The sequence below is a fragment of the Mycobacterium sp. genome (assembly GCF_049683935.1).
Classification (GTDB): domain Bacteria; phylum Actinomycetota; class Actinomycetes; order Mycobacteriales; family Mycobacteriaceae; genus Mycobacterium.
The window spans coordinates 1-15,517 of the sequence record NZ_JBAUJR010000340.1; the positions used below are offsets into that span (position 1 = coordinate 1).

The 15,517-nt window shown below is 67.2% G+C and carries 14 protein-coding genes and 1 pseudogene; 1 reads left to right on the forward strand and 14 read right to left on the reverse strand.

The window, feature by feature from the left end; all coding sequences use genetic code 11:
• The 8 genes from WA965_RS19765 to WA965_RS19800 all read right to left on the reverse strand — a co-directional run.
• On the reverse strand, positions 1–550 hold a 550-nt coding region (locus WA965_RS19765; protein ID WP_526447992.1), incomplete at its 3' end, for a (2Fe-2S)-binding protein.
• On the reverse strand, positions 501–1,379 hold the full coding sequence (locus WA965_RS19770; protein ID WP_526300422.1) for an FAD binding domain-containing protein: 879 nt from the start codon (positions 1,377–1,379) through the stop codon (positions 501–503). The genes WA965_RS19765 and WA965_RS19770, both read right to left, overlap by 50 nt.
• Complete coding sequence (locus WA965_RS19775; RefSeq protein WP_526300424.1) at positions 1,376–3,715, reverse strand: xanthine dehydrogenase family protein molybdopterin-binding subunit; 2,340 nt, start codon at positions 3,713–3,715, stop codon at positions 1,376–1,378. Before WA965_RS19775 ends, WA965_RS19770 begins: the two co-directional genes overlap by 4 nt.
• Positions 3,712–4,503, reverse strand: a complete 792-nt coding sequence (locus WA965_RS19780) for an ABC transporter permease (RefSeq protein WP_526300426.1) — start codon at positions 4,501–4,503, stop codon at positions 3,712–3,714. Before WA965_RS19780 ends, WA965_RS19775 begins: the two co-directional genes overlap by 4 nt.
• Complete coding sequence (locus WA965_RS19785; RefSeq protein ID WP_526300428.1) at positions 4,500–5,357, reverse strand: ABC transporter permease; 858 nt, start codon at positions 5,355–5,357, stop codon at positions 4,500–4,502. Before WA965_RS19785 ends, WA965_RS19780 begins: the two co-directional genes overlap by 4 nt.
• Positions 5,354–6,133, reverse strand: coding sequence for an ABC transporter ATP-binding protein (locus WA965_RS19790; protein ID WP_526300430.1), 780 nt, complete (start codon positions 6,131–6,133; stop codon positions 5,354–5,356). Before WA965_RS19790 ends, WA965_RS19785 begins: the two co-directional genes overlap by 4 nt.
• Before the next feature lie 67 nt (positions 6,134–6,200).
• Entirely contained in the window at positions 6,201–7,199 is a 999-nt protein-coding gene (locus WA965_RS19795) for an ABC transporter substrate-binding protein (RefSeq protein ID WP_526300432.1), read from the reverse strand.
• A 344-nt stretch (positions 7,200–7,543) separates the two neighbouring features.
• Positions 7,544–8,542, reverse strand: a complete 999-nt coding sequence (locus WA965_RS19800; protein WP_526300434.1) for an LLM class flavin-dependent oxidoreductase — start codon at positions 8,540–8,542, stop codon at positions 7,544–7,546.
• Positions 8,543–8,600: 58 nt separating this feature from the next.
• On the opposite strand from WA965_RS19800, the gene WA965_RS19805 reads away from it, so the two are divergent.
• Positions 8,601–9,251 (forward strand): SRPBCC family protein, encoded by a 651-nt coding sequence (locus WA965_RS19805; RefSeq protein ID WP_526300436.1) that lies wholly within the window; start codon positions 8,601–8,603, stop codon positions 9,249–9,251.
• Here the strand turns inward: WA965_RS19805 and WA965_RS19810 are convergent.
• From WA965_RS19810 to WA965_RS19835, 6 genes and pseudogenes are all read right to left on the reverse strand, one after another.
• On the reverse strand, positions 9,226–9,696 hold the full coding sequence (locus tag WA965_RS19810; RefSeq protein ID WP_526300438.1) for a RidA family protein: 471 nt from the start codon (positions 9,694–9,696) through the stop codon (positions 9,226–9,228). The two genes, WA965_RS19805 and WA965_RS19810, sit on opposite strands and share 26 nt — an antisense overlap.
• A complete protein-coding gene (locus tag WA965_RS19815) occupies positions 9,693–10,454 on the reverse strand; it encodes a GntR family transcriptional regulator (RefSeq protein WP_178360495.1) in 762 nt (253 codons plus the stop codon). The genes WA965_RS19810 and WA965_RS19815 overlap by 4 nt, the downstream gene beginning before the upstream one ends.
• A gap of 145 nt (positions 10,455–10,599) precedes the next feature.
• Positions 10,600–11,790: an alpha/beta hydrolase family protein gene (locus tag WA965_RS19820; protein WP_526300440.1), complete on the reverse strand. Its 1,191-nt coding sequence runs from the start codon at positions 11,788–11,790 to the stop codon at positions 10,600–10,602.
• A gap of 22 nt (positions 11,791–11,812) precedes the next feature.
• Positions 11,813–13,726, reverse strand: a complete 1,914-nt coding sequence (dxs, locus tag WA965_RS19825) for a 1-deoxy-D-xylulose-5-phosphate synthase (RefSeq protein WP_526300442.1) — start codon at positions 13,724–13,726, stop codon at positions 11,813–11,815.
• A 28-nt stretch (positions 13,727–13,754) separates the two neighbouring features.
• Positions 13,755–15,095 (reverse strand): Na+/H+ antiporter NhaA, encoded by a 1,341-nt coding sequence (gene nhaA / locus WA965_RS19830; protein WP_526300444.1) that lies wholly within the window; start codon positions 15,093–15,095, stop codon positions 13,755–13,757.
• A 93-nt stretch (positions 15,096–15,188) separates the two neighbouring features.
• Positions 15,189–15,517: pseudogene (locus tag WA965_RS19835) on the reverse strand (class I SAM-dependent RNA methyltransferase); the annotation flags it as partial.

A 15,517-nucleotide genomic window follows, 5' to 3' on the forward strand; every position in this document is an offset into this window, starting at 1 on the left:
AGTCCGCACCGTCCGTACCGTCCGGCGGCGCGGCCACAGCGTCCAGCACCGCGGCCACGATGCCCTGGTATCCCGTGCACCGGCAGATGTTGCCGGACAACGCTTCTCGGACGGAGTCTGCGGTCAGTGGCTTCTCGGCGTCCGGATCGCGAAGCAACTCGACCGCCGAGACCAAGAATCCCGGCGTGCAGAAGCCGCACTGCAGACCACCACGCTCGGAGAACGCTCGCCTCAGCCGCGCAGCCTCCTCGAACTGGTCGAGACCCTCGACGGTGTCGACGCGCAGGCCGTCCACCTGAACCGCGAGCACCAGACAGGCACGTGCCGAGCGACCGTCGACGAACACCGAGCACGCGCCACACACCCCGTGTTCGCATCCCAGGTGGGTGCCCGTCAGCCCGAGTTCGTCGCGCAGGAAGTCCGCCAGCGTCAACCGCGCAGGCACCGAGCGCTTGACGGGTGCGCCGTTCACCGTCACCGAGATGGTCACGACGGCAGCATCATTTGTCACTCGAATCCCCTGCCCGCCCGCAGGCGCGTCGGTGAGCATCGGTGAGGGACTCGTCGAGCGCAGCTGCGCACAGTCTGCGCGCGTAGTCGGCATCGTCGGCGGTCGGCTCGATGCCGGTGGCCCAGTGGTCCGCAAGATCCCGCCACAACCGCTCCGTCGGTGTCCACCCGACGACGTCGTCGCCGACGAAGAGCAACGGCCGATCCGCCACACCCAATACCCCGGCGCGCACCGAGGCGATCCGGCCGTCCGGGTCCAGGGTCATCAGGCAAGCGGCTCCCGCCAGGCCGTAGTCTCCGTGCTGCTGGGCGTATTCGACGAAACCCCAGCCTTGCTCGGGTTTGATCGCGGGCACCGAGATCCAGGTGATCATCTCGTCGGGTGACATCGCGTTGGTGTAGACCGACACGAACATCTCGTCTGCTGTGATCTGCCGCCGTCCTGACGTCGCCGACTCCACATGGAAGGTGGCATCGAGAACCAATGTCGCCAAGGGTATCTCGGCTGCGGGGTCGGCATGTGCCACCGATCCGCCGATGGTGCCGCGATTACGGATCCCGACATGACCGATGTAACGCGCGGCGTCGGACAGCAACGGTGCCCGCGCGGCGACGAGCGGGTCCACTTCAACGGTGCGGTGGGTGACCAGAGCGCCCAGCAGAAGGTCGTCGGTGTCGTCGAATATCCTCCGCAGTTCGGTGAGGCGGCCGATGTCGATGACTGCCGACGGGCGCGCCAGGCGCAGGTTCATCAGTGTCAGAAGCGATTGCCCACCTGCAAGCAGCTTGGCCTCGGAGTCGTGTGCCAACAGATCCAACGTCTCGGACACCGAATCGGGCCGGTGGTAGTCGAATTCGGCGGGCTTCACGACGCGACTCCGGCCAGCGCCCGGCAGAGCTCACCCGACGCGACCGGCGTTGTGGTCACGTGGAAGCCGTTCCCCAGCGCGTCATCCACAGCAGCGGCCACCGCCGAGTACACCGCGATGGTGCCGCTCTCCCCTGCCCCGCGGACGCCGATCGGATTGGTCGGGGTGTCGACGTGGAGGTGATTGACCGTCACGTTGGGCATATCGGTTGTCAGCGGCAGATGGTAAGCCGCGAACGTCGTCGACGTCGGTTCACCCGTCGGCGAGTAGCGCCACGCCTCGAACAGCGCCCCGCCGATGCCCTGGGCCACCCCACCCACGATCTGACCTTCGACGATTCGCGGGTTGATCTCGCGGCCCCCTTCGTGGGAGACGGCGTAGCGCAACACCTTCACGATGCCGGTGCGGCGGTGCACACCGAGGATCACCGCATGCACACCCATCGTCCACGTCACCGTGGACACCCGGTAGACGGTCGTGACGTCGAGAGCCGCGCCGCCCTCGCCGGCGCCGCCGACCCGGCACGCCGCGGCCAAGTCCTCCCAGCTGACCGCCCGGTTCCCGACAGTGAAACGACCGTCGGAGTAGTCGACGCGGCCGACGCCCATCAGCTCCGCGGCGCGAGACGACGCGACGTCGATCAGCTCGCCGCAGGCCTGGTACACCGCCGACCCCGCCAGGATCGCCGAGCGGCTGGCGAACGTGCCGACACCGTCCGGCAGCCGTTCGGTGTCGGAGGCCACGTAGCGCACCTGTTCGAGCGGAACCCCGAGCGCGTCGGACGAGACCTGCGCGAAGACCGTTTCGTGCCCCTGTCCCGCCGATGCCGCACCGGCGGTCACCTCGAATCGGCCCGACGGCAGCAGCCGAACCCGCGCGGTTTCGTGGGGCCCCCGGCCCGTCGCCTCCAGATAGGAGGACAGCCCGTAACCGATGTGGTGGTGCGGGTTCTCGGCGGCGCACACGTCGATCTCGGACCGCGGCAGCGCAGCGGTCACCGACTCCAGGCAGGCACGGTAGTCGCCGCCGTCGTAGGCGATCGGCACGCCGTCGCGGTACGGGATCGGCCGACGGTAGGGCATGTCCGCGGCTGTCAGCAGGTTGCGCCTGCGGATCTCCTCGCCCGAGATGCCGACGGCCGCGGCAGCGGCGTCGAGGCTGCGCTCGAGCGAGAACGTCGCTTCGGGCCGGCCTGCGCCGCGGTACTGCGCCACCAGGGTTTTGTTCGTCAGGGCGGCACGACCCCGGACATGCACGGCGGGAATTCGGTAGGGCCCCATCAGGTGCACTGCGGTGTTGGCGATGATGCCTGCGACCCACAGGCTGCCCGCACCGATGTCCACCACGAAATCGACGTCCCAGGCCAGGATCCGGCCGTCGGCGTCCACGGCCAACCGGGCACGATGCAGTTGGTCTCTGGCCTGCGCGCTGGCAACGAGATGCTCTTGGCGGTCCTCGACCCAGATCAGGCGCCGACCGGTATGCCTGGCCAGCACGGCGAGCACGATCTCCTCGCCGTAGACGTTGGCCTTGGTGCCGAAGCCGCCGCCGACGTCGGGCACGCTGACCTTCACGGCCTCGTGTGTCCAGCCAGTGACAGCACAGATCGCGTTGCGCACCATGTGCGGGACCTGTGTCGAGGTGTGTAGCTCGACACGGTCCTCGTGGCTGCTGAAATGTGCTGATACACCCCGGCATTCGAGCGGCACGGCGCCGTGCCGTTCCATCCGGTAGGTGCCCTCGACGACGTGCTCTGCCCGGTCGAACACGCGGCCCGGGTCCCCGAAGTCGTACTCGAGTGCGGCCGCCTGGTTGTCGGGCAGGTGCTCGAACAACCTGGCACTGGACGGGTCGAACGCGGCGAGGGCGTCCATCACCGGCGGTAGCGGTTCGTAGGACACGACGACGTTCTCGGCGGCGTCCTCGGCGATGTACCGATCGTCGGCTATCACCACCGCGATCGGCTGTCCGACATAGTGGACCCGGCCCGAGGCCAGGATCGGCAACCTCTGCTCGGCCAGGACCAGCGCCGTGGCCGCGGCGAAGCCGGGATCCGGTGTGGTCAGCGACGGGATCGGGGCACCCCCGAGTCCGAGGTCGTCGGCCCCGAATATGCCGTGCACGCCGGGCATCCCGTCGGCGGCCGTGGTGTCGACACCGGTGATCCTGGCATGGGCCTGCGTGGACCGGATGAACACGACATGCTGCGCACCCGCGGCGTGGTCGGCGAGGAACCTGCCGTTCCCGCCGAGCATGCGGTCGTCCTCCCGCCGCCGCACCGAGCTACCGACCCATTCGCGGGCGGCGCCCGGGTTCGATGCGTCGGAGGTACTCAATGAATTCGTTTCTCCCACTGCCACAGGGCGATCGAGATGCCGAACGAGATGGTGATCAGCAGCATGATGGTCGCGACCATCGACGGATAGTCGCCGTGGCTGTAGGCCTGCAACACCACCCGGCCCAGCCCGCGCCTGGTCGCGAAGAACTCCGACAGGACCACACCGACGACGGCGAGGCTGACGGCCAACCGGATGCCGGTGAGCAAGGGCCGGCGAATCGCCGGAAAGATGATGTGCACCAGCGTCTGCCACGCGTTGGCGCGTACCGAACGGGCGAGCTTCCAGTAGACCTTCGGGATCTCCTGTACGCCGGTGGACACGTTGATCAGCACCGGGAAGAGCGCGAACAGCACACCCATCACGACCTTGGATCCCGACAGGCTGAAGATGGGCAGCAGCACCGGGTACAGCACGATCTTCGGAATGCCGTTGAGCATGATGATGAGTGGCTCGAAGATCAGACGCATCCTGCTCGACAGGCCGAGCACCAGGCCGATCCCGCCGCCGACGGCGGTGCCGACGACGAACGCCATCGCCACCGATTGTGCTGTCACGCGCAGGTCGAACAGGTAGGCGGGGTCCGAGAGGTTCTCGAACAGCACCGTCAGCGTCTGCAGCGGTGACGGAATGACAAACGTCAGTCCGGACACCACTTCCCAGGCGATGACCACCAGCACGGCGACCACGCTGGCACCGAAGAACTGGCTGCCGAGAACCTTCCGTGCCGAGAATCGTGATGGGGCGGCGGTTTCGGTGTCCGGATCGGCGGGAAGCGTGGCGGTCATGCGTTCCTCCCTCGCAACAGCACCCGTTCGACGGCGGCGAGCGCGACGGTCAGCAGGCAGGACAGCACGAGCACGACGACGATGTAGGCGAACATCTGGATGTTGTCGAAGATCTCGTACAGATAGCGGATTCGGTAGCCGAGACCAGCCTGCGCGGTGGTGAACTCCATCGCGATGGTGCCGATGAGCGCGTACACGACCGCGAGCCGCAGACCCGCGACGATGTAGGGACCGGCGGCGGGAATGGCGATGGCGAACAGCGTCTGCCGCGGTGACGTGCGCAGCGAGCGAGCGAGTTTCATGTAGACGGGCGGCATCTGGTTCAGGCCGACTGCCGTGTTCAGTGCCATCGGGATGGCTGCCATGATCGTGGCCAGGATGATCACCGACATCGCGTTGATTCCGACGAGCACGATCATCACCGGGTAGAAAAGCACCAGCGGCACGGCGTAGAACGACACGAGGTAGGGCTCGAACACCCGGCCCAGCAGCGGAACCTTCCAAAACAGCAGTCCCGCAGCGAATCCCAGCAGACACCCGAACAGGATCGAGGCGGCGACCTCGATGCCGGTGCGTCGCGCGTCGAGCCAGAACTGCGGTTCGGTGAGCAACCTGCCGAGCTCTGCGAAGATGACAGACGGTGCGGGTAGCACGGTGTCGTTCCACCATCCCGCGCGCGAACCGATCTCGGCGAGCGCGATGAACAGCAGGATCAGCGCGACGGTCGAGCCCACGCTGAATGCCAGCGTGCCGAACCGGCGCCCGCGCGGTGGCGGCGGCGTGGCGGGTGAGGTTGAGGTCTCAGCAGGCAGATCGTCTGCCGCCGCGACGGACTTGGTGGATGCCGCGGTCACGTCCGCGCCGATTCCTGCTGCTTGAAGCCACGCATCGATTCGGCTTGCAGAGAGCCCCAGATCCGGTTGTGCAGTTCGTTGAAGCGTGGCGTGGACACCACACCCGCGTCGCGTTCCCCGGGTAGATCGATGTCGACGACGTCGATGATGCTTCCGGGTCGGTAGGACATCACCCATACCTGCTGTGACAACAGGATCGCCTCGGAGATGTCGTGCGTGACGAACATGATCGTCTGTTTCGTCCTGGCCCAGATCTGCCGCACCTCGGTGCCGAGGAACAGTCGGGTCTGCTGGTCGAGCGCGGCGAACGGTTCGTCCATCAGCACGACCTCGGGCTGAACCGCCAGGGTGCGCGCCAGGGCGACCCGCTGGCGCATACCACCGGAGAGCTGCGACGGGTAGGACTTCTCGAAGCCGCCCAGCCCGACGAGTTCGATGGCGTCCATGGTCCGCTTGCGCCGCTCCTGCTTTCCTACGCCGATCATCTCCATGGCGAAGGCGACGTTCTCCTCGACGGTGCGCCACGGCAGCGTCGAGTCCTCCTGGAACACCACACCGATCTTGGGGTCGGGGCCGGTGACGGGCCGGCCCCCGACGCTGACCGTCCCGGTGGTGGCCTTCTGTAGGCCGGCGACCACCGCCAGCAGGGTCGACTTACCACACCCACTCGGCCCGACGATCGAGACGAAACTCGAGTGCGGCACGCTCTGGTCGATGTCGGTGACGGCTGTGATCCGTCGGGCGGCGGTGTCGAACACCACTGACAGGCCGGTCATCTCAATACCTTGCGATTCCAAGACGCTCCCTCTCGTCGATTCGTCTGGGACTGACGTGGCCTGCTCTTTAGAAGGTCGCGCGGTCGTCCTCGGGAAGGTACTGCTGGTCGAGCACGGTCGCCCAGTCGACGGGTTCGTCGATCTGGCCGGCGGCAACCATCAGTTCGGAGAGATTGGTCAGACCTTCGGTGTCGACCTTGAGCGAGTATCCCTTGGCGAGGTCCGGGCTGTTCCTGAAGGCGGCCTGCATGACCTCGGGCGACACCCCCACCAGCGGTCCGATCTCGGCGCCGGCTTCGTCCGGGTTGGACACCACCCACTGGTTGAGGCGGTCGGCCACCCTGAAGAACGTCCTGATGTTCTCGGGGTTGGCCTCGGCGTAGGTGGTGTTGACCGCGACCAGGTCGGCGGGCAGGTCACCGAGGACATCGCGCGCATTCACCAGGATCTCGGCGTTCTCGGTGGCCTGCTTCTCGGCGATGAAGGGCTGCATCGCCCACCCCGCGGTGATCTGGTTGGCCCTGGCAGCGGTCCAGTTGTCACCCATTCCGCCCACAGCCTGTGCCCTGACGCCCTGGCCGAGTTCCTGTTCGAGGCCCTTGACCAACAGTTCCGTCGACGACCCCGCCGAGCTGAAGCCGAGAGTGGCGCCCTCGATGGTGCGTCCGGGCGGGCTGATCCAGGAGAAGTCGTTGATCTGGAACCAGGGTGCGACCACCGTGAGGTTCGAATCCGGTTGCTGTGCAGCCAGAATCACTGAGGTGTTACCGGCGATGGCCATGTCCGCGTCACCACTGGTGACGACCCGAAGGGTGTTGCCGCCACCGCCGCCGGAGTACAGGTCGACCGTCAGGCCTTCCTCCTCGAACCACTTCTTGTCGATACCTGCCTGCAGGATCGCCATGAAGGGCAGGCTGTCCACGCCGGTCGCGGAGATGCTCAGCGTGTCGGTGGTGGCTCCACCACCTTCGGTGGGTCCGGCAGACTCGTCGGCACACGCGGTGGCGCCAACGAGGAGAGCGGATGTGGCGACGAGCGCGCCGACGACCTTGGGGAACCGTGACATCAGAGGAGCCTCCGTGTATTGGTGGATATTGGATACACTATACGAACGGTCTCTGTGGGGCGTCAACCGTCAACTGTTACGTCGACGTGAAATAAATCCGGCAATCTCCAGGCCCACCGCCAACCCCGTCATCGCGGCCGCGGCGACCAGTCGCGATCCGTCTCCGCGTCCCTGCGGCGCTGAATGATCTTGCTGTCCAACAACTTCGGCAGCAGAGTTCGGCACCGGTGCGGCGTTGGCGACACCGTCGGCCGGCGTCAGCGGCCGCTTCAATGCCGGCGGAGCCCCCGGGACATCACTGCCCGGCGCGGGATGTGCGCGCGGGTCCTGTACTCCGGGGGCAGTCACGCCAGGTGACCGCTGACGATGTCGGCGAAGGTGCGGATCGTGCCCTCGCGACTCTGGCCCGGTCGGACGAACGGCACGATCGAAACCTGGTCCACCCCCAGCGACTGGATCTCCTTGAGTCGCTGCGCGCACTCGGCCTTCGTGCCTGCCAACGCGAACAGATCGACGAGTTCGTCGGGCACCAGGTCAGCGTGCGCCGCCTCGGGATTCATGTGCTCGTAGTAGTTGTACTGCTCGCGTATCCGATCGATGGCCTTCTCCAGCGCGGGGTCGACCTTGGCGGGCAGTGGGCGGATCGCGACGCGGGACACGTGTGCACGCACCAGGTCACGCGCCTCGGTGCTGTCTTCCGCGATGGCCGTCGGCGTCCACAGCACGATGTGCAGATCGTCGAGGGTGCGACCACTGCTGGCTGCCCCGCGCTCGATCGTCCGGAGCGCGGCCTCGATGAAATGCGGTGCGGTGCCGACCAACACGATGACGCCGTCGGCGATGCGACCCGACATCTCGAGGATCTTCGGCGCGGATGCGGCGATGTAGATCGGGACGTCGATCGGGCCGGGGAGGTAGTTCAGGTGGTACTCGGCCCCACTGGTGGGCTCTGCCACCTTCTCTCCACGGAACAAGGCCCTCAGGTCAGCGATCGCGCGCTCGAGTTCGGCGAGCTTGAGCGGCTTGAGACCCATGGTGCGCAGCGACGAATCGCCCGTGCCGATCCCCAGAGCGACCCGGCCGCCGGTGAACTCGGCGAGCGTCGCCCACGTCGACGCCAGCAGGGAGGGATGCCGGGTCACCGCATTGGTCACGCCGGTACCGAACACGATGCGCTCGGTACCGACCGCGGCCGCTCCCATCACGGTCGACGACTCACGCCAGATGTTCTGGGAGTCGCCGAACCAGACGTTGTCGTAGCCGAGATCCTCGCAGAGGCGCACGTAGGAACACATCGCTGCCGTCGGTTCGGTGGGGAACAGTCCTACGCCCATGCTCAGCATCCGGCAGCCTCCTCGGCGATGTCGACGATTGTTGTATATCGTATCCAATCGTAAGGTGATGACATTCGTTCCACAACCGCTGGACACCCGGGAGGCAGGAATGCAACTCGTCAACGAGTTCGCGGTCGAGGCACCACTGGACGCCACCTGGGCGGTGCTGACCCACATCCCGACGGTGGTCGAGTGCATCCCGGGCGCCGAACTGGACCGCCGCGACGGCGACGAGTTCCACGCCCATGTCGCGGTCAAAGTCGGCCCCATCGGAATGACGTTGGCGGGCGTGGCCACTCTGGTGCGCCAGGACGACGCAGCCAGGGAGATGATCGTGCGGGGCAACGCCAGCGATCGCAAGGGCAACGGGTCGACCGAGGCCACCGTACGACTGGTGGCCCGCGAGGACGGGTCGCGATCGGTGGTCACCGTGACCACAGATCTCGAACTCAACGGCCGCATCGCCCAGTTCGGCAAGGGTGCGATCGTGCCGGTGACCAACCGCATCATCGGGCAGTTCGTCGACAGACTCGACGCCACGATCCTCGGTGAGGACCGGACGACCGCAACCAGCGTGCCCACGCCGGCGACCGGCCCCGTCACCGCAGCTCGGCCCGACTGGATCGCGTTGGTGGTCAACGCATTCGCCGGAGTGGTGCTCGGCCTCGCGATCGGTCGGTGGTTGGATCGGCTCAGCACCCAACCGTCGCGACGCTGACCACCAGGTCGAGTTCCACGCACGCACCCCCGGGCAGCGAGGCCACCCCGATCGCGGTGCGCGCGTGCGCGCCCACCTCGCTGCCGAAAGCTCCGAGAAGCACCCGCGAAGCTCCGTCGATGACGGCGGGATGGGTGTCGAAATCCGGCACTGCGCGCACATAACCACGCAGCTGTACCACCGCGGCCACCGTGTCGAGACCCACCGCCGCGTCGATCGCACCGAGGAGGTTCAGCGCGGCCAGGCCGGCCTGCTCGGCGGCTTGTTCGGCGTCGACATCCTCACCGACGACCCCTCGCAGCGCCGGCACACCCTCCCGGCGGGCGGTGGCTCCCGACAACCACAACTGGTCGCCGCACCGACGGCTGGGGAAGTACGCGCCCTTCGGCGCCGGCGGCGCGGGGACGACCATACCCAGCTCGAGCAACCGATCGACCACCGTCATGCCGACGCATCGGATTGCGCGTCGAAGATCTCGTGGATCGGCGCGATGGCGTGCGCACGGTGTTCGTGGTTGAGCCTCACCATTCGCTCGACATCACGGTCGGCCATCGCCTCGATCATCAGCACGTGCTCCTTGCACACCTTCGGCATGTCGAGCAACGGCGAGTACAGCGGCCGGTAGGCGTCGGCAGTGTTCCACAGCTGCGTGACGATGCGCTTGGTGCGCGCCATGCCGCTGGCCTGGAACGTCAGGACGTGGAACTGCCGATTGAACACCCCGACCGCGATCAGATCGTCCTCGGCCAGCGCGGCGTCCATTTCCGCATTGCACGAACGCATTTCGTCGACGATCTCGTCGGTCACGCCCGGCATCGCGTCCCGGATCAGCGCCTCCTCGAGGATGGCGCGCAACGTGAACACCTCGAGGAGGTCGGTCAGGCTGAGCTTGGTGACGCGATAGCCGCTGTGCGGCACATAGGTGATGTACTCCTCGGCCTCGAGGGTCTTGAGCGCCTCCCGGATCGGGATGCGCGACATGCCGAACTGCTCGGCGACGGTTTCCTGGACGATCCAGCTCCCCGGAGCCAGCTTGCCGGTGGTGATGTCATGCCGCAACGCCTCGGCCACGGCCTGCTGAGCGGTCTTGGGACGCACAAAATCCGACCGTCGTCCCCGGACAGCGTCACCGGAGTACGTGGCGGGGTTTGCTCGGTCCGCACCCTCGGAATCGGGGCGCTTGGCGGCGGTGCGCGGTGGCATCGGCTCTCGCTTTCAGCTGACATTGGATACTCTATGCGATCACCCTGCCGGCGAGTCAACTTCCTGCGACCGCCCCGTCATCGGGCCTTCACCGCGTGCCTCCATCGTGGCCGATCTACGTGCCCGGCGCCCGAAGACGCGCCGGTCAACCGAACTGCTGGGCCAGGAACGGCGTCGAGTCCGGCAGTGACGCCAGCACCGTGCCGCCGTGATCCTCGTCGGGGTAGACCTTCAGTTCGACGTCCTGGCCGTCGGCGACCAACTGGTCGTAGAACCTCAACGTCAGGTTCGGTGGTACATCCCGGTCCAACAGCCCGACCCCGAGGAAACTCGGCCGGTCATAACCCGACGTCGGAACGCCCATGAACTGGTCGACGGCATCGTCGAATCCCGGTATCGACGATGCGGGTGCGTTGAAGAACTCGGACACCGTCATATCCGCCAGGGCCGCGGACAGCTCTGCGAGGCACTGTGTTTCGGCCTGGTCGGCGGCAGCACGGCCGGTCGGGCTCAGGACACGGTCGAGATCGAGGTCGGGACGGGCCTCGCGCAAGGCGGCGACGATATAGGCGGTGTACGCATTCGCGACGGGGCCCAACTCCGGCGGCAAGGCCATCTCGGGCCCCGCCTGCTTGACCAGGTTCTCCACATTGGCGGGGGTGCCGGTGGCGACGACCCCGCGGTAGTCCAGCGAGGATCCGGCACTGAACTCGCTGGCCCAGCGGGCGGTGGCGATGGCCGCTCCCCCGCCCTGCGACTGGCCTACGACGGCCCAGTTCGGTGACAGCGGCAGCCCCATATGGTGCACCGCGAGAACCGAATCCACCACCCCGCGCGCGGTGGTGACGCTGTTGAGGTAACTCATCAATCCGGGCGTGCCCAGTCCGGCGTAGTCGCTGCCGACGACCGCGTAGCCCTGCTCGAGCCAATGCGATAGGTACTCGTTGTCGCGCTCGCTGCGCGGACGCGCCGACGGTGTGCAGTCGTCACCCAACCCGACCGTCCCGTGCGCCCAGGCGATGACGGGCCAACCACCCTGCGGCGGCGCGCTTTTCGGCGTGAACACGGCGGCGGTGCTGACCGCCGGCCGGCCGTGCTGGTCGAGAGTGGAATACAGAATGCGGTAGGCATCGCCGGCGCCGGCCACCGACAGCGCCGGATCGAGCGGGACCGTGGCGATCAGCCCACCGGGGGCCGGGATCTGCCCGGCATATCCGCGAGCGTCCAGACCCGACCACCGCGGCTCCGCCGCCTGCGCCGTGGCACCGCCGGCAACAAGTCCCGCGATGACCAGGAAAACGACGCCGAGGGCTCGAACGAGCCGGGTGGTTCTCATACCGACAGGGTAAAGGCCGGGGTCAGTCGAGGTGCTCGCTGATCTCCTCGTCGTTGACCGACGCACCCTGCGCGGCCACCCAACCGGTGATCTGGCGCGCGATGTTGCGCTCAGTCAGCCCGACGGCAGTGAGCACCTCGCCGCGCGACGCGTGGTCGAAGAACTGTTGGGGCAGTGCGGCATCACGACACGGCACGTCGACCTCAGCGCGCCGCAACGCCGCCGACACCGCTGAACCGGCCCCGCCGTGCACACCGTTGTCCTCGAGCGTGACGACGAGCTTGTGGTGGACAGCCAGCGCCGCGATCTCCTCCGGTACCGGCAACACCCACCGCGGGTCGACGACTGTCACGCCGATGCCCTGGTTGCGTAACCGCTCGGCGATGGCCAGCGCCATGGACGCAAACGGCCCGACCGCAACCACCAGTACGTCCTCGGACGTCCCCTCGGCCGGGACTGCCAGCACGTCGACACCACCTCGGCGTTCGACCGCGGGAATATCCTCGCCCACATCGCCTTTGGGGAAGCGAATGGCGGTGGGTCCGTCATCGACGTCGAGCGCTTCGCTGAGTTCCTCGCGCAACCGGGCGCCGTCGCGCGGCGCCGCCACCCGCATACCGGGCACGATTCCCAGTATCGAGAGGTCCCACATGCCGTTGTGGCTCGCGCCGTCGGGACCCGTGACCCCCGACCGGTCCAGGACCAGCGTCACCGGCAGCTTGTGCAGGGCAACGTCCATCATGAGCTGATCGAAGGCACGGTTGAGGAACGTCGAGTAGATCGCGACCACCGGATGCATGCCGCCCATCGCCAGGCCCGCAGCGGATGTCACCGCATGCTGCTCGGCGATGCCCACGTCGAAGAACCGGTCGGGGAAACGCTCGCGGAACGCGCTGAGACCCGTCGGACCCGGCATGGCGGCAGTGATCGCCACGACGTCGCGCCGCGTGGCCGCCAGCCGGATCAAGGTTTCGGTGAACGCCGCCGTCCACCCGGGGCCGGGCACCGTGGTCGCCAGCCCTGTCATCGGGTCGATGACTCCGCAAGCGTGCATCTGGTCGTCTTCGTCGTTCTCGGCGGGCGGATAGCCCATGCCCTTACGGGTGACGACATGCACGACGACCGGGGCGTTGAAACCGCGGGCGTGGCGCAGAGCGCTCTCCACCGCGTGTTCGTCGTGACCGTCGATCGGTCCGACATACTTCAGCCCGAGATCGGTGAACATCACCTGCGGTGACAGTGCATCCTTGATGCCCGCCTTGATGCTGTGCATGCACTGGTAGCAGAACTCGCCGATGACCGGCACGCCACGCACCGCCTTGCGGCCCTCGTCGAGCACCTTCTCGTATCCCGGCTGCAGCCGCAGGCCGGCGAGGTGCTCGGCGAAACCGCCGATGGTGGGCGCGTAGCTGCGCCCGTTGTCGTTGACGACGATGACCACCGGCCGCTGGGATGCGGCGATGTTGTTGAGCGCCTCCCAGCACATGCCACCGGTGAGCGCGCCGTCGCCGACCACCGCCACCACGTGCCGGTTGCGGTGTCCACTGAGTTCGAAGGCCTTCGCCAGGCCGTCGGCGTAGGACAGCGAGGAGCTGGCATGGCTGGACTCGACCCAGTCGTGTTCGCTCTCGGTCCGCGACGGATAGCCCGACAGCCCGTCCTTCTTGCGCAGCGTGCCGAAGTCCTGGCTGCGACCGGTGAGCATCTTGTGCACGTAGGCCTGATGACCGGTGTCGAACAGGATGGGGTCGTGGGGCGAGTCGAAGACGCGGTGGAGCGCCAACGTCAGTTCCACGACGCCGAGGTTGGGTCCCAGATGCCCACCTGTGGCCGCAACCTTGTGGATCAGGAAGTCGCGGATTTCGCGGGCCAGATCATCGAGCTGGACCTGCGTCAGGTGCTGCAGATCTGCGGGACCGCGGATCTGTTCGAGCATCCCGTCAGTCTACGCACGGCCGTCGCTGTCAGTCCTGTCGAGTCTGGTAGACGTCGGGCACTCCGTCGCTGTCCGCGTCGGTGGTCTCTTCGAGGTGAATCCGCCGGTAGACGCGGTTTCTGGACAGCAGGAGCACCGAGGCCAGAAGGGCCGCCAACAGTGATCCGGTCAACACGCCGACCTTCACCAATTCGTCACGATCGGACCCCAGTCCGTAGGCGAGATCACCGATCAGCAGCGACACGGTGAACCCGATCCCGGCGAGCATGGACATGCCGAGCACGTCCACCCATCGCAGCGACGAGTCCAGATTCGCCCGGGTCACCGACGCCATCACCCGGGTGGTGAGCAGGATGCCGATGGGTTTGCCCAACACCAGCCCCAGGACGATGCCGAGCGCGATCGGGTCGCTGAGCGCGTTGGTCAGACCGCTGAGACCACCCAGGCTCACCCCTGCCGCGAAGAAGGCGAAGACCGGTATCGCCAGCCCCGCCGAGACCGGCCGCACCCGGTGCTCGAAGTGCTCGGCCATGCCCACCCGGTGCGGCTTGGGGACCTCGGCGCCGCGTCGGGTCGCGGATCGACGCACCGGGACCGCGAACCCGAGAAGCACGCCCGCCACGGTGGCGTGCACGCCGGACTCGTGCACCAGGACCCAGGTGGCGACCGCGAGCGGGATCAGCAACCACCAGTGCTGCACCCCGCGCTGCACACAGAGCGTGAACAGCGCCAGCGGTATCAGCGCCAACGCCAGCGCCACGATGTTGATGTCCTCGGTGTAGAAGATCGCGATGACGGTGATCGCCAGCAGGTCGTCGACGACGGCCAACGTCAGCAGGAACGTCCGAAGCGCCGAGGGCAGATGCGTCGAGATCACCGCCAGCACCGCCACCGCGAACGCGATGTCGGTGGCCGTCGGGATCGCCCAGCCGCGCAGTGCGCCGTCGCCGGTGTTCAGGTTCACCAGAACGAAGATCAGCGCGGGGAACACCATCCCACCCACCGCGGCGGCGATAGGCAACGCGGCGCGACTGGGATCCCGCAGATCCCCTGCGACGAACTCTCTCTTGAGCTCCAGCCCCACCACCAGGAAGAAGATCGCCAACAACCCGTCGGCGGCCCACGCACCCACCGTCAGGTTGAGATGCAGGCCGAACGGCTCGCCGCCGATCTCCAGGTCCCGCAGCGCGAAGTAGCCGGGCGCCCAGGGAGAATTCGCCCAGATGAGCGCGGCCCCCGCAGCCACCAGCAGGATGACGCCACCGACGGTCTCCTTGCGCAGGACCTCGGTGATCCGGCTCGTCTCCGCCCACGAGCCTCGGGACAGAAGTGTGCCCCGGTTGCGTTGCCCCTCTGGGTTCTCTGTCACAGCCTGCCTATGGTTGTCGTCAACAATTACCGCCGACCAGACTTCCCGGCACTCCTGCGGGTCATGTTATGCCACGTCTTGGGTGAACGCCGACTACCGCTGCAGCACGGCGACACATTCGACATGGTGGGTCAACGGGAACGAGTCGAACACCTCGAGTTGCTCGACGACATAACCGTGGCCCCGGTAGAGGCCGATATCCCGCGCGAAAGATGCTGCTTCACAACCGATATGGATGATTCGAGGCACTTCCGCAGCCGCCAGCAGGTCGATCACCTCACGGCCGGCCCCCGTGCGGGGCGGATCCAACACGGCGACGTCCGCGCGCTCCCGCTGCGCCACCAGGGCCCGCCGCACGGATTCGGTCAGCACAGAGACGCCACTGAGATCCGCCAGCGCGGCGCGCGCCGACCGGGACGCAC

What these genes read in the sequence shown, in the direction of transcription:
- WA965_RS19790 (WP_526300430.1), bottom strand. Translation starts at nt 6,133, where the DNA reads ATGACCGGCCTGTCAGTGGTGTTCGACACCGCCGCCCGACGGATCACA.
- WA965_RS19815 (WP_178360495.1), bottom strand. Translation starts at nt 10,454, where the DNA reads ATGCCACCGCGCACCGCCGCCAAGCGCCCCGATTCCGAGGGTGCGGAC.
- WA965_RS19795 (WP_526300432.1), bottom strand. Translation starts at nt 7,199, where the DNA reads ATGTCACGGTTCCCCAAGGTCGTCGGCGCGCTCGTCGCCACATCCGCT.
- WA965_RS19800 (WP_526300434.1), bottom strand. Translation starts at nt 8,542, where the DNA reads ATGCTGAGCATGGGCGTAGGACTGTTCCCCACCGAACCGACGGCAGCG.
- WA965_RS19810 (WP_526300438.1), bottom strand. Translation starts at nt 9,696, where the DNA reads ATGACGGTGGTCGATCGGTTGCTCGAGCTGGGTATGGTCGTCCCCGCG.
- WA965_RS19805 (WP_526300436.1), top strand. Translation starts at nt 8,601, where the DNA reads ATGACATTCGTTCCACAACCGCTGGACACCCGGGAGGCAGGAATGCAA.
- WA965_RS19820 (WP_526300440.1), bottom strand. Translation starts at nt 11,790, where the DNA reads ATGAGAACCACCCGGCTCGTTCGAGCCCTCGGCGTCGTTTTCCTGGTC.
- dxs (WP_526300442.1), bottom strand. Translation starts at nt 13,726, where the DNA reads ATGCTCGAACAGATCCGCGGTCCCGCAGATCTGCAGCACCTGACGCAG.
- WA965_RS19780 (WP_526300426.1), bottom strand. Translation starts at nt 4,503, where the DNA reads ATGACCGCCACGCTTCCCGCCGATCCGGACACCGAAACCGCCGCCCCA.